Annotated in this window: 9 protein-coding genes; 2 read left to right on the plus strand and 7 right to left on the minus strand. The window is 50.9% G+C overall.

Annotated features, from left to right (window positions below):
• Positions 1 to 46: 46 nt before the first annotated feature.
• The 7 genes from fhuA to hrpB all read right to left on the minus strand — a co-directional run bounded on the left by fhuA (position 47) and on the right by hrpB (position 13,056).
• Entirely contained in the window at positions 47 to 2,281 is a 2,235-nt protein-coding gene (gene fhuA, locus I6L54_RS20685; protein WP_005120618.1) for a ferrichrome porin FhuA, read from the minus strand.
• A 210-nt stretch (positions 2,282 to 2,491) separates the two neighbouring features.
• Positions 2,492 to 3,493: a fimbrial protein gene (locus tag I6L54_RS20690; protein WP_223237023.1), complete on the minus strand. Its 1,002-nt coding sequence runs from the start codon at positions 3,491 to 3,493 to the stop codon at positions 2,492 to 2,494.
• Between the two features lie 35 nt (positions 3,494 to 3,528).
• On the minus strand, positions 3,529 to 6,012 hold the full coding sequence (locus tag I6L54_RS20695; RefSeq protein ID WP_040230015.1) for a fimbria/pilus outer membrane usher protein: 2,484 nt from the start codon (positions 6,010 to 6,012) through the stop codon (positions 3,529 to 3,531).
• A gap of 31 nt (positions 6,013 to 6,043) precedes the next feature.
• Entirely contained in the window at positions 6,044 to 6,757 is a 714-nt protein-coding gene (locus I6L54_RS20700) for a fimbrial biogenesis chaperone (RefSeq protein WP_167335585.1), read from the minus strand.
• Positions 6,758 to 6,807: 50 nt separating this feature from the next.
• Positions 6,808 to 7,350, minus strand: a complete 543-nt coding sequence (locus I6L54_RS20705; RefSeq protein WP_005120612.1) for a fimbrial protein — start codon at positions 7,348 to 7,350, stop codon at positions 6,808 to 6,810.
• A 561-nt stretch (positions 7,351 to 7,911) separates the two neighbouring features.
• Positions 7,912 to 10,449, minus strand: a complete 2,538-nt coding sequence (mrcB, locus tag I6L54_RS20710) for a bifunctional glycosyl transferase/transpeptidase (RefSeq protein ID WP_005124717.1) — start codon at positions 10,447 to 10,449, stop codon at positions 7,912 to 7,914.
• Between the two features lie 177 nt (positions 10,450 to 10,626).
• Positions 10,627 to 13,056 carry an ATP-dependent helicase HrpB gene (gene hrpB / locus I6L54_RS20715; RefSeq protein WP_040230014.1) on the minus strand — a complete coding sequence of 810 codons (2,430 nt, stop codon included), beginning with the start codon at positions 13,054 to 13,056 and terminating at the stop codon, positions 10,627 to 10,629.
• A gap of 73 nt (positions 13,057 to 13,129) precedes the next feature.
• Here hrpB and thpR point away from each other — a divergent pair, with 73 nt between their 5' ends.
• Both thpR and sfsA read left to right on the plus strand, forming a co-directional pair.
• Positions 13,130 to 13,660, plus strand: coding sequence for an RNA 2',3'-cyclic phosphodiesterase (thpR, locus tag I6L54_RS20720; protein ID WP_040230013.1), 531 nt, complete (start codon positions 13,130 to 13,132; stop codon positions 13,658 to 13,660).
• A 15-nt stretch (positions 13,661 to 13,675) separates the two neighbouring features.
• A complete protein-coding gene (gene sfsA, locus I6L54_RS20725) occupies positions 13,676 to 14,380 on the plus strand; it encodes a DNA/RNA nuclease SfsA (RefSeq protein WP_005124714.1) in 705 nt (234 codons plus the stop codon).
• Positions 14,381 to 14,423 lie beyond the last annotated feature (43 nt).

Raw genomic sequence — 14,423 nt, forward strand, 5'->3', positions numbered from 1 at the left:
GCGGCCAACTTGTAAATCGGGCACGCAAAGCGTGCCCAAAGAGAAATTAGAAACGGAAGGTTGCTGTTGCAACGACCTGACGTTCCGCGCCCCAGAAGCAGCCATAGGTTTGGAAGCAACTAGAAACGTATTCACGGTCCAGCAGATTGGTAACGTTGACGGCAACACTAGAGCCAGCCATACCAAAACGCGCTAAATCGTATTTAACAACCGCATCCATTACAGCAGCACTTCCCACTTTAAAGGTGTTTGCAGGATCGCCATAGCTAGAACCGATAAAACGTCCACCGGTTCCCAGTGTCAGTCCCGACAGAACGCCTTCGTTAAAGGTATAATCGCCCCAGAGTGATGCCATATGTTCAGGAACTTGTTCTACGTTGTTCCCTTTGAGATTGGTATCCTTGGTATACTCCGCATCAGTGTAAGTATATGAAGCTGTAACATTGATATTGGCATTCAAGGCCGCTTTAGCTTCAAATTCAAAGCCCTGAGAACGTACTTCGCCTGACGGAACTTGCAGATTCGAGTTGGTCGGATCGGTTGTCAGCGTATTCGTCTTCGTCAAATGATATGCCGCAGCCGTAATCACCACCGGCAGATCTTTCGGCACATATTTTACACCTGCTTCATATTGTTCACCCTTAGATGGCGCAAAAGCCATGCGTGGAGTGCTGTAGAGATCGAATGCGTTTGGTTCAAATGACTGGCTATAGCTAACGTACGGAGAAATACCATTATCAAACAGGTAGTTTACACCGCCACGCCATGTGAACTGATGATCGTTACGCTCAATATAACCCGCTTGCGGCGTGGTTGAATTCTGGCGAATTGTCGTTGCTTGCTGTGACCAGTCATAACGACCACCCAGCGTAAAGACCCACTTATCCCATTCCGCCTGATCCTGGATATAGATACCGGTTTGTTTGGTTTCGTTCATCTGATAAGGCTCGGTAGAGTCGAAAGCAAAATCATCCAGAGTCTGTGGGTTATAAAGATCCAGAACAGGAGCTGTACCAAATTTAGCATTGATATCATTACGCATACGCATGAAGTCAATACCTGTCAGCAATGTATGCTCCACCGTTCCCGTCGCGAAATTGCTCTGTAACTGGGTATCAACACTGAAGTTCTGCAAACGTTCGTCATCGACAACGGTGCCACGGCCAAGATAGTGATCGCGCTGATCGACCGGAATTGCCTGGCAAGGCGCATTAAACGTATTTGTTGTACAGATACCCGTGCCGTACACGCTCTGCTGCGACGTTTTCATTTCAGCAAAACGTAAATTCTGCCGGACGGTGAAAGTGTCATTAAAGCCGTGTTCAAAGCTGTATCCCACCATTTTCTGATTGCGGGAATAAGTATTATTTGAAGCACCTTCATTAAAATCTGTCGGCAGACGCTTGCCGTTAGGTAGCGGTTCAACCGTACCCTCCTTCGGCAACCAACCGTAGTAACCCGTTTCGGGTTCATTCTGGAAATAGGAGAGGAATGTAAAGTTGGTCTTGTCGTCAGGACGCCATGAGAAGGACGGAGCAACGGTATAACGCTGTGATTCAGAACCCTGCTGTTGCTCATTTTTGGAACGAGCCAGCCCGGTTAAACGGTAAGAGAATTCACCGTTATCATCTAATGCGTCACTAAAATCAAACCCAGTCTGGAACAGATTATCTGTTCCCATTTTGAACTGAACTTCTTTTAGCGGCTCGGTGGTTGGACGTTTACTAACCATCGAAATAATCCCACCAGGGTTACTCTTACCGTACAACACGGAAGTTGGTCCACGCATCAACTCAACACGCTCCAGCATGTAAGGATCGATAACCGCGTCGTTATAGAAGTTTCCTTGTAGTTTCAGACCATCCAGATAGTTGTTCTGGCTTAAACCGACAGAGGTAAAACCACGGATGCTGACAAAATCGTAGGTATTCGAAGCACCACGGTTACTGACCACAACGCCCGGGGTATAACCCAGTGCTTCCTTTACGGAACGAGACTGATGGATCTGCATCTCTTCACGCGTCACAACCGAAACAGACTGCGGGGTCTTTTCGATAGGCGTATCAGTCTTGGTGGCGGTGGCGGAACGCTTCGCGGCAATCGTCGGCGAAGGCCCCCATGCGCTTTCTTGTGCGGCAGGTGCTGCGGTTACGGTGATTGTTTCTTCTTTCGGTTGAACCGCCGCCTGTGCATACACAGACATGCCGCTAACCGCTGTGGCTACCACGACTGCAATTTTGCGCAGTGAGGAGTTTGGCTGAGCAGTTTTAAGACGCGCCATTGGTATATCTCTGATGAAAGTGAATGATAACGTAAACGAGAATTATTATTATAACGGCAGCATAATATTCGAAACACTGGCGAGATAGCAAGCGATACGCACCCCTACTAAAACTAAGGGGTTAAGAAATAACCAGATGAAAAGAAAGGGTTAATAAATTAGGCTGGAATGTTAGAACGCTGGCGACCCGCCGAAACGGGCCACAAGAAATTATCGGTAAAAAACTTCAAAAGTAGCTACGGCGTCCACTTTCCCGGCTTTGACATTGCCAGTTTTGGCATAGCGTGCCTTCAGCGGAATTTCTGCCACTTCGTTAGCGCTGGTGCTGCTCACAGCGGTATAGGTTTGATCAAAACTCAGCACATTATTGTTCGCGTCCAGAATCTGGATACCGACACCACTGGCAGAGCTGTCTCCATTGGTGATAGCCAAAATATTGCCATCCGTAACGCCTGTTGAACCAGCACTGTCGAACTGATAGTCGATTTGCGTACCTGCCCGACAATCAGCAATCTCGATTTTAAAACTATTGTCAGTAAGTACTTCTGAAAATTGACTGTCAAAGTTATCGACATTAATCGTCTTCAGCGGCACGTAGATATTTTTATCTTCCAGATTACAGGTATTGGTCTGGATATGAATACTGGTGGGAGATACCACTATCTGAGCAATCACATCATTACCCCACTTCTCTTCTGCCGTCAGCCTGGAGGTATCAAGATAACCATCCTCAACGTCGCCCGTCACAACCAACTGCATTGACGCATGGTACTTCGTATGAATAGTGCTCGATCCGCTCGAACCATAGCTATAAAAATGCATGGGAGTGACGATATCATCAGAGGTAAAGGTAGACATTCGTTCTTCCGCTTCCGCCATACGGATACCTATACCTGGCACGCCAGTCTGATAAACGCCTTCCAGCACTTCATTGCGGGCATCGGCATCCGTTAACATCACGTAGCCTTTGTATTTGTTGCCACTATTCCGGCAATTCATATCAATTTGACCGCTCTCAATGCTTCCCTCATAAATAATCGTACCAACTGGTGTATCAGGCTCCACCGTTATGCTTGCCGGAAGTTGAAAGATCAGTGCGCTATTTTCCGGGAGGGTTCCGGTACATGTGGTGGCATAAACAGGAGCTGCCGCTCCCGCTAAAATCAATATGATCAAAATAGCCCTGAAAATATTTTGATTCCTTTTACTCATATCTGACAAATTCCATATTTATAAGTCATCTTCAGTTATTGGCAATTAACCGTAGCAGTGAAAATTCCCGCACCCGCGTTCTCAGGCACGCTTACGCTACCCGTGCATTTCGTTTGTGCGGTATTTCCCCATTGCGCCTCAATGCGCTGTGTTCCTTTTAGCCCCGTGACATACACTTCACCGTCGTCACCTACGATCGATGTCGTACCGTCCATACTCAACACCGCGCCAAAAGGAACTACGCTCTGACCATGTTTTAAGGTAAGTAATGCACGCTTGCCTGAACGCGCCGTGAAGTCAACTTTCACGACAGCCCCTTTTGTCGGGGTCGTATCCAGAGAAGCATCCTTAATATCAATATCGTCACGTCCCTGGGTATTCACAGTAATAGTATTACGGCGATAATTGGTTAAAGTCGGCACAATGGCATTGCCCCAATAATCGGTGTAAACCCCCAAAGAATTTTGTATTTTTACATTATCGCCATTGGTAATGTGCACAATGGCAAAGGCATCCTGTATGGATTGACCAAGCGTGATTCCCTGCGAATGTGCGACAACGGAACCCTGCGCGCTATAGCCCCACTGCTTACTGTCCTTTTGATAACTGTAATTGGTGCTGAACTCGCCAGCCGATGTCCGATACCGGGAAGAGAGATAGGCACCATAACCGACATCGTTATCGGTGTAGGTTTGCTGGAGGTTGTAATTTAAATTGTTATTTTCCAGCAGCGTTCCGCTGACACCGACCTGATGCGAGCTATTACCATTTTTGGAACTCGTCAGGTTATATGTTCCCCAGGCGTTCGCCAGCCACCGCGAAAGAGGGATGTTAATTGAAACAGAAAACAGCTGATCGTTAGTGGTTGATGGCGTTTTTGTCATGCTGTAATTCAGCGACCAGTTAATGCCCTGCCAACTGCGACTGTAACCCAGACTGACGCTGCGTTCATGACCATCCATGCCCCAGTAATCTTGCTGATAAGCGTTGGCGTATACCGATCCCCAGCTCTGTAACGACTGAGAAAGATTAAGTTGCAGGCGGCTGCGACGGTTATAGCTATCGCGATAGCTATAGATGCTGTCATCGTCGTAGCTGTTATTACGCTGATCGAGCGCCTCCTGAAAGGTATAAAACCCGGAGGTGGAATAACGATAGCTGGCCAGCGTGACCGTGGTATTGGTTAACGGAAAATCTTTTGCGTACTGCGCGCGCCACGACTGGCCATTCGCATCCGCGCGTTCGTCGTCAAACGCGGTTCTCGCCGCCGTCAGATCCATCGACAGCGAACCAAAATCGCGTAAATCGGCTCCGATGCCGGCCAGTCCGGCGCGATATATCGACGCGCCCTGCAGACCGCCGTAAGCGGTAATTCCGAAAGGTAAGCCATAAATTGCCGTAGCCTGGCTGAATTCCGGCTCCTCGCCGTTATCAACATCGCGATATTTCCCAGCCGCCAGGCTGTACTTCAGCGCGCCTTCACGTTGCATAATCGGCACCGAGGAGCTGGCCTGAATAAAGCTGCGCTCTGTACCGTCGGCCTCCGTCACGGTGACTTCCAGATCCGCTCCTGCCGTCACCTGCGTTAAATCACGAATTTCAAACGGGCCAGGCGAGACGTTGGTCTGGTAGATGGTGTAACCGTTTTGCTTAATGGTGACTTTGGCATCGCTATTAGCAATCCCACGAACGACCGGGGCAAAGCCCTGTAATCCACTGGGCTGCATACTGGTATCTGTCTCCAGCTTAACGCCCGTCATCTGCACGCTATCGAACAGTTCGCCGTTAGTGTAGGTTTGCCCTATCTGAAGCTGGCTACGCAATGCTTTGACATCGCGTCCAAGCGTCGTATTAATAGATTGCCAACCATTGTCATTCCCCCAATTGCTGGTGTTACGCAAACGCCAGGGGCCGATATTCATCCCTGAATTCAAACTTGCCCAGTTCGAAGCATTATTTTGACCTCTGGATTGTTGGTGCGATCCCGAAATATAGTAACTGGTCCACAGAGCCGGAATGCCGTCATCCCAGAAAGTGGGATTGCTTTCGCCCGAAATTTTGCGGTCGCGGTAGATCTGCGGAATACGTAATTGCAGCACCTGTGTTTCCGGACTGAAGTCATAGCGTCCATCCGAGATATATTCGCTAATATCACCCAGCAACGTATCTTCGTTAACATTATTTAATGCCGGAACCGTATCAACTTTAACGCCCAGTTCGCGCAGCTCCGCTTTGGTAAATTGCGGAATCAGTTTGCTCTTATCTTTTGAAAGGAGGTAATTTAAATTTCGTTTATCAATGCGATCCTGATCCCAAACAATCGACGTTAAATAACGTCCGGGGGATAAACCATTATGCTGTAAAAAAGCTTCAAGCGCCCCGGTATTCTCAAGTGGGGTTCCCGTTTCAAGTACACTGAGATTGAAATAATCATCAGCACAAACGGAACCACTCGCAGTCAATATCGCGAATGTCAGCGTATTGAGAGCAAAAAGCCGGGCAACACGATGCGAAGGCATAAATATCCCACACAACTCATCAATAGCTGATTTACAGCGACTGTTTACGCTGTTCGGTTTCGGAGCCAAAATCATTAATAGCGGTCCAGATAACGTCCCCTTTTACTGCAGATGGCAGCGGAAAACGCTGCTCACCAAATGGAGCGACCATCATGGTTAATGCCGAGGGGGAATGTTGCTCCGATGCAGCCTTAACCACTTTCCCCGCAACCGTCAACTGTCCAAAGGTGATGTAGAAGGGCGTTGGGTTTTTTACTACTAACTGGTTTTGATTGCGGTTAAATTGCAACGATTGCCAGGCTGTTTGCGCTTCGCTTTCTTTTAGCGAAACCGGGCGGTAGAACAGCTTTAACCTGGTCTTAATTGCAAATTGCAGCGTGTTCTTATCATGTAACTCTTCGGGGATCGCAGAAACAGATTTGATATTAGCCATAAATAATGACTCACGATCCTGAGGTAGCGCCGATTTATTTCCGGTATAAACCACGTGTAGCAGCGTCTGGCGGTTTTCGTCCAATTTATAAATTGGTGGCGTCATAATAAATGGCGCTTTACTGTCATCAATAGTACTAACCCAGCTCTGCACGAGATAACGTTTATCATTATCTTTGTTTTTTAATGCAATCTGAACTTCAGATTGGTTTGCCGGATATATAATTCGTGTGCCACCCACCACCACGCCCGCTTGAGTCGAATTTAATCCCGAGGTTAATATAAGTATTAATGCTGTGATAAGTCGCTTCATCTTTCCATTCCATTGAAATACTGGCCCTGCCTGGGCCAGGTTTATGATGATTAACGATAAAGCAGAGTATAGGTCGCTTGTGCGGTATAATCACCGGTAGTTGGTAAAGTGCTACCAACCTGGATAACCTCAGCTTTATAATTAAAAACCACGCTGCCACCATTAGCCTTGTTCAATACCGCTTCAGGATCTGAGCCATCAAATTTCACGTAGTTGCTGCTTCCTTCTGGAAGAATACGTACCCCGAGGTTCTGCGCAGTTCCTGTCGCCTGCAAGACTTCATCGTCGTATCCGGCAATACGTGTCCCATCAAATTTGATATTGAGGTTACCAATCGCTGAATCACATTCAGTCAGCGTAATTACAACAGGTTGTGAATCTCCCACTTTCTTATCTGCACCAAATGCAGTTTGTGAAAGATTGTTAAACGTCACAGTACCGTTTGTCGCCGTACCGTTTACATCCACTTTGCAACTATCGGGAAGAATCTTCCCATTGAACGTTATGGTTCCGGTATCAACAGCTAACGCAGGAACTGCGGTGCCAGCCAGTATGCTGCTGACAAACAACGAGGTGAGAATTTTTTTGCACATAACGCATTCCTTACATATGTCGACAAAAATTAACAAAGAAAAGTTAACAGGGAAATAGAGATGGGCTGGAGATGCGCTGTAGACCTGTATGTAACATACAACAGCAGATATATAATATATCGTTATCAACTCATTCAATTAAAAGCATTCCCTTGCGTCATTAATTCTACGGGCCACGATATGTAAAAGCTAACCTATGAATTTATAAAAACTATAAAAAAACAGGTTTAACATCTTGTTTTTCATATTAAATAGCGTAAAAATGATATTTTCTTAATTCTGAATTAAGTTAACATCAAAGTATTCACAAAGAAAATAATCAAGAATTAAATATGCAATTGATAAATAAAAATAAATAAAAAACCGACAAAAAACCGAGTGAAATTAACCAACAGCAAATACATACAAAAAAATAATATAATAATTTTATGAGCAGACGTAATCAGAGTTCAAAAGGGAAATGACCAGAAAGGGATGTGTAATAACGGCAGGATGGAGCCTCCCCCACACCAGCGGTGATTAACACAGCGCTGATGCGGGGGAGAACAGCTAAATCAGATATCAGTTACTACCAAACATATCTTTGATCCAACCTGCTACACCATTGCTGTCTTTCTTCTCCTGCTGGGCTGGCTGCTGCTGTTGAGGCTGTTGCTGCTGCGGCTGTTGAGAAGATTGATCGAACGGATTACCCGATTGCTGCTGCATCTCACCTTGCTGACACAACGAATCCGGATCGGTGGTCCACACGGGCAGCGTACGCATACCACCACTGCACACGAAGTTACCGTCGTAATCTACGCCCATATCAACAACATCTTCCGGCGGCGTCAGCACCAGCGGTGTTGGTGTCTGGTTAGCCAGATAACGCTGATAAATCGACATTGCGCCGCTGGCACCGTACAACTTGGTTGGCTGGTTGTTATCGCGGCCTACCCAGGTAATCGTCACCTGGCTGCCGTCGATCCCGGCAAACCAGGTATCCACATTGTTGTTGGTGGTCCCGGTTTTCCCTGCCAGATGCAGCCCCGGATACTTCGCGCCAAGCTGGCGACCCGTACCGCGTTGAACCACCTGTTGCATGGTCCACAACGTCATATATGCCGCTTGAGCAGGCACTGCGCGCTCTGCCTGCGGGAAGCTTTGATACAGCACGGTCCCATCTTCAGCAATCACCGAACGCAGTGCTGATAATGGCGCACGATTACCCCCGCTGGCGATGGTCTGGAACGCCTGCGCCACTTCAATTGGCGTCAGGTTCAACGCCCCCAGCAGCATCGCCGGAACCGGATTGAGCTGATCTTTCGGGGCGCCCAGTTTCGTCCAGGTCTCGGTAACCGCGGGCAGACCCAGCGCCATCCCCAGATTGACGGTCGGGACGTTCATTGAACGCGTTAATGCATCCACCAGCATCACTTTACCGCTTTCGCTATAGCGACGGTCATCGTTCTGCGGTGACCACACCTGGCCGTTCGGCTGGCGCAGCGCAATCGGCGCATCGGCGATCCAGGTATTCAGGCGATACAGCTTCGGCTGGCTCAGCGCCGTCAGATAGGTTGCCGGTTTTGCCAGAGAACCAATCGAACGACGCGCCTGCATCGCACGGTTATAGCCCGCAAACTGCGGCTCTGCGCCGCCGACCATAGCACGAACCTCGCCGCTAAAGCGGTCAACGACCACAATCGCGGTTTCCAGGTCGCTCAGCTTGCGCTGTTTCTTCAGCACAGGAATGCCTTCCACCGCCGCTTTTTCTGCGGCGTCCTGCGCCACGGAATCAAAGGTGGTGAAAATTTTCACACCGGAGAGATCTTTGACCTTATCGCCCAGCTTCGCCTGTAGCTCCTGGCGTACCATCTGCATAAACGCTGGCTGTGGTGAAATCACCCCGCCACGCGGCTGCACGCCTAACGGGCGCGCACTCAGCATGTCATACAGATCCTGATCGATAATCTGCTGCTGTTGCAGCAGGCGCAGCACCAGATTACGACGCTCCAGCGCCAGCTTCGGATTACGCCATGGGTTGTAGATTGACGCGCCTTTCACCATTCCCACCAGCAGCGCCTGCTGGTCAAGACTCAACTCCTCTACCGGACGACCAAAATAATACAGGCTCGCCAGCGGGAAGCCGCGAATTTCATTATCGCCGCTTTGACCGAGATAGACTTCGTTCATGTACAGCTCAAGAATGCGGTCTTTGCTGTAACGCGCGTCCATCAACAGCGCCATATAGGCTTCGTTGGCCTTACGCCAGTAGGAACGTTCACTGGAGAGGAACAGGTTTTTCACCAGTTGCTGAGTCAGCGTACTCGCCCCCTGCACCGTGCGACCGGCCGTCAGGTTAGCCAGCACCGCACGACCAATCGAGTAGAGGCTGACGCCATCATGCTCATAGAAGTGACGGTCTTCGGTTGCCAGCAGCGTATCAACCAGCAAATCCGGGAAGCCGCTGCGTGGAACGAACAGGCGCTGCTCACCGTTAGGGGAAGAGAGCATGGTAATCAGGCGTGGATCGAGACGGAAGAAACCGAACTGGCGGTTGTTATCCATATTCTCGATGGTGTCCAGATGATCGCCGTCAAAGGTCAGACGCGCGCGCACCTGCCCTTCTTTACTGTCCGGGAAGTCAAACGGACGACGAATCATCTCAATGCTTTTCGCCTGCACGGTGAATTCGCCCGGGCGCGTCATTTTCGTTACCTGACGGTACTGTGTCGCCTCCAGCAGTTTCACCATCTCGTTCTTGCCGATCGGCATTTCTGGCTCAAGGTTAACCATGCGGCCATATACTGCCGCAGGCAGTTGCCAGACTTTACCGTCGATACGGCTACGGATTTTTTGGTCCAGATACACGCCATATATCGCGATCAGCACCAAAAAGACGATCGACAGTTTTACCAGCAGCCAGAACCAGCCGCGCTTACCACGAGGCTTACGCCCTTTGCCTTTACCCTTACGCGGCATCGGTTCTTCATCCTCATAGTCATCATCATAATCATCGTCATACTCATCATCTCTGAGTTGACGACGGCTCACCTTTTGTTTCACCGGACGTGAGGGTTTCCCTTTACGTCCAATTGGCTCGCGGTCATTCCCCGCCATGCTTTTTCTCCGCAACATTCAGGCGCAAAGGCCCGATTCTCTGTTCTTCCGTCAGGCGACAGAAGAAGAAATCTCTCAATTTTCAGCTGTATTTATGCCGGATGGCGGCGTAAAACGCCTTATCCGGCCTACGTTCGCCCTGATAAGCGCAGCGCCATTAGGCAACCACGCATACAGCTATGAATACTTTTTGGTGCGCCGCGTTGGCGCGGTATTCGCCGGATCGTCCGGCCAGACGTGCTTGGGATAACGCCCTTTCATCTCTTTTTGTACCTCACGGTACGATCCTTTCCAGAATGCGCTCAGATCGCTCGTTACCTGCAGCGGTCGCTGGGCCGGAGACAGCAGTTCCAGCACCAACGGCACACGCCCCCCGGCGATGGTTGGCGTATTCGCTTCGCCAAACATTTCCTGCATCCGAACGGCCAATACCGGAGGGTTATCCTCGTGATAGCGAATGGCTATCCGGCTTCCCGTCGGCACAGTGTAATGCGCAGGAAGCTCACTATCCAGACGTTGCAGCATCGACCAGTCCAGCAAACCGCGCAATGCCTGGCCCACATTTACTGCTTTGAGCGCACGTAAAGAGTGCACACCGCTCATGTGCGGCAGCAGCCAGGTCTCCAGCGTCGCCAGCAGAGAATCCTCATCTACCGCAGGCCAGTCGTACTCAGGTAACCAGTTTGCCGCACACTGCAAACGCAGCCGAAACTGCTCGCCCTCCGGCGTCCAGTTGAGCACACTTAACCCTTTATCGCGAATACCATTCAGCATCGCCTGATGCAACTCATCTTCCGAGAGCCTGGCCAGTGGCTGCACTTTTAGCGTCAACTGGCCTATCCGCGTGCGGCGCAGTGCTTTTAACGTTCCCTGGGCTTCATCCCATTCGATGGTGTCGGACTGTTGCAGCAGTTCAGGACACGTCTGCATCAACGCTTCAATATCCAGCGGCAACGCTAACAAAATACGCGCATCCGGTGACGCGCTGCCTTGCAGTAACAGCGGCGCTATCAGCCACTCATGGCGTCCCAGGGCGTCATCGGCATCCAGCATCGCGCCCATGCCGTTGGCCAGTTGATAGCGTCCTTCTTGTCCACGTCGACGCGCGATCCGATCGGCAAACGCCTGCGCCAGCAACGAGGGGAGCAGCGCGCTATCGGGCTGCCCGCTGCGAACGTTAAGCCGTTTCAGCAATTGTTGGCTGCGCTGCTGCCAGGCGGGCTGATTTCGTGAAAACGCGACAGCCAAATCGGTGCTGCCCCCGCGTGGCGGCTCTTCCAGAATTGCTGCCAGTTTTGCCGCCGATGCCGCTTCATCGTCATTGTTGGTGCTAACCAGCATAGCCGCTAAACGGGGATCGTTACCCAACGCCGCCATTTTCTGCCCCGTGGCGCTGAGTCTGTCGCCCTCCAGCGCGCCCAGCATCTGTAACAAACGCGTTGCCGCCTGCAGGTTGATAGCGGGTGGCGTATCCAGCCAGTTCAACTGTGCGGGATCGGTGCATCCCCATTGCAGCAGCTCCATCAGCAGCCCGGACAGATCGCTCTGTAATATCTCAGGCTCGCCCTGTGTCGCCGCTCTTTCCGCCTGCTCTTTAGCAAGCAAATGTAGGCAGATACCTGGCTCCAGACGCCCGGCGCGTCCGGCACGCTGGGTCATTGAGGCCTGGCTGATACGTTGGGTAATCAGTCGCGTCAAACCGGTGCGTGCATCATAACGCGCCACGCGCTCCTGGGCGCAGTCCACCACCAACCGGATCCCTTCAATCGTTAAGCTGGTTTCGGCAATATTGGTCGCCAGCACCACTTTGCGCTTACCTTGCGGCGCAGGCAAAATCGCCTGACGCTGCTCAGCCAGCGTCAACGCGCCGTATAACGGACATAACACAGCATCGCCGCCCACACGCGACGCCAGCTGTTCCTGCACGCGCAGGATTTCCCCTACGCCCGGTAAAAACAGTAGCAGCGACCCGCTTTCGTGGCGCAGGAGTTCCACCGTCGCTATCGCCACCGCTTCATCAAAACGCAGATGCGCCGCCAACGGCTGGTAGCGCCGTTCAACAGGAAACGCGCGACCTTCGGAAACAAGGGTAGGCGCTTCAGGCAACAGCTGCTGCAAACGCCCGTTGTCCAGTGTGGCTGACATAATCAGCAGCTTTAAATCGTCCCGCAGGCCTTGCTGTACGTCCAACAGCAGCGCCAGTGCCAGATCCGCCTGCAGGCTGCGCTCGTGAAATTCGTCGAGGATCACCAGCCCAACGCCCGCCAGTTCAGGATCGCGCTGGATCATGCGCGTCAGGACGCCCTCCGTCACCACTTCAAGCCGGGTTTGCGGCCCCACGCAGCTTTGCGCACGCATGCGATAGCCCACGGTTTCGCCGGGCTTTTCGTTCAGCGACTCCGCCAGTCGTTGTGCCACATTGCGAGCCGCCAGGCGACGCGGCTCCAGCAGGATAATGCGCCCCGATATCCCCTGATGCGCCAGAAGCTGTAGCGGCAGCCAGGTCGATTTCCCGGCACCGGTCGGCGCGGTCAGCAGGACCTGCGGTGAAGCATCAAGGGCAGTAAGCAGTTCAGGCACTATGGCGGCAACGGGCAACGACGTCACAAATGACTCCAGAGGGTTAACATTCTTCGCGCTGCATTGTAGCATCGCGTTAATTCATAACCGAGTATCCATCATGTCTGAGCCAAAACGGCTGTTCTTTGCCATTGAATTGCCTGCTGAGGTTCGGGAGCAGCTCATCCACTGGCGAGCCGCACAATTTCCACCGGAAGCGGGCCGCCCGGTCGCCGCAGACAATCTGCACCTGACGCTGGCTTTTTTAGGGGATGTGAGTGCCGAGAAACAGAAGGCGCTATCACAACTGGCTGGACGCATTCGCCAGCCAGGTTTTACGCTCAAACTGGATGATGCCGGGCAATGGCTGCGTTCGCGGGTCATATGGTTGGGAATGCGCCAGCCGCCACGCGGGTTATTGCAACTGGCCAATATGCTGCGAGCACAGGCCGCACGCAACGGATGCTACCAAAACCCACAGCCCTTTCACCCGCATATCACGCTCTTGCGCGATGCCAGCCATGCAGTCGCCATCCCGCCCCCCGGTTTTTGCTGGTCATTTCCGGTTACGGAGTTTGCGCTTTATGCCTCGTCATTTGAGCTAGGACGCACTCGCTATTCAATCTTGCAACGCTGGGTGCTGAGCAAATAATCAAGGGTATTATTCATGCAATTTTCTCCCCCTTTACAACGCGCTACGCTAATTCAGCGCTATAAACGTTTTTTAGCGGATGTGATCACACCTGATGGCACAACCTTGACGCTACACTGCCCAAATACCGGCGCGATGACCGGATGCGCAACCCCTGGGGATACCGTCTGGTATTCAACATCAGAAAATATTAAGCGGAAATATCCACATACCTGGGAATTAACGCAAACCGCATCCGATGCATTTATTTGTGTTAACACGCTATGGGCCAATCGCTTAACGAAAGAGGCTATTCAGAATGAGCTCATTGCGGAGCTTTCTGGCTACAGCGTGTTGAAAAGTGAAGTAAAATACGGCGCAGAAGGCAGCCGTATTGATTTTTTGTTACAGGCAGATTCCCGGACTGACTGCTATATTGAAGTAAAATCAGTCACGTTGGCGGAAAAAGAGTATGGTTATTTTCCCGATGCCATAACTGAACGAGGGCAGAAACATCTTCGGGAATTGATGAGCGTAGCGGCTGAAGGTAAACGTGCCGTCATATTTTTCGCGGTACTACATTCAGCCATTACACGGTTTTCACCCGCGCGTCATATCGATGCAAAATATGCGCAGTTATTAGTCGAAGCACAGCTAAAGGGGGTCGAAATTCTGGTTTATAAAGCGGAACTTTCTGCCCATAGTATGACTCTTAAAGAGCCGTTGCCCATTGCCTTGTAATGGTGTAAACAACGGGTTAATTAGTATTCTGGCCGCGTGCGCA

The sequence above is a fragment of the Citrobacter pasteurii genome, assembly GCF_019047765.1.
Lineage (GTDB): Bacteria > Pseudomonadota > Gammaproteobacteria > Enterobacterales > Enterobacteriaceae > Citrobacter > Citrobacter pasteurii.

Coding starts and splice junctions, on each gene's coding strand:
- fhuA (WP_005120618.1), bottom strand. CDS start 2,281: ATGGCGCGTCTTAAAACTGCTCAGCCAAACTCCTCACTGCGCAAAATT.
- I6L54_RS20690 (WP_223237023.1), bottom strand. CDS start 3,493: ATGAGTAAAAGGAATCAAAATATTTTCAGGGCTATTTTGATCATATTG.
- I6L54_RS20695 (WP_040230015.1), bottom strand. CDS start 6,012: ATGCCTTCGCATCGTGTTGCCCGGCTTTTTGCTCTCAATACGCTGACA.
- I6L54_RS20700 (WP_167335585.1), bottom strand. CDS start 6,757: ATGAAGCGACTTATCACAGCATTAATACTTATATTAACCTCGGGATTA.
- I6L54_RS20705 (WP_005120612.1), bottom strand. CDS start 7,350: ATGTGCAAAAAAATTCTCACCTCGTTGTTTGTCAGCAGCATACTGGCT.
- mrcB (WP_005124717.1), bottom strand. CDS start 10,449: ATGGCGGGGAATGACCGCGAGCCAATTGGACGTAAAGGGAAACCCTCA.
- thpR (WP_040230013.1), top strand. CDS start 13,130: ATGTCTGAGCCAAAACGGCTGTTCTTTGCCATTGAATTGCCTGCTGAG.
- sfsA (WP_005124714.1), top strand. CDS start 13,676: ATGCAATTTTCTCCCCCTTTACAACGCGCTACGCTAATTCAGCGCTAT.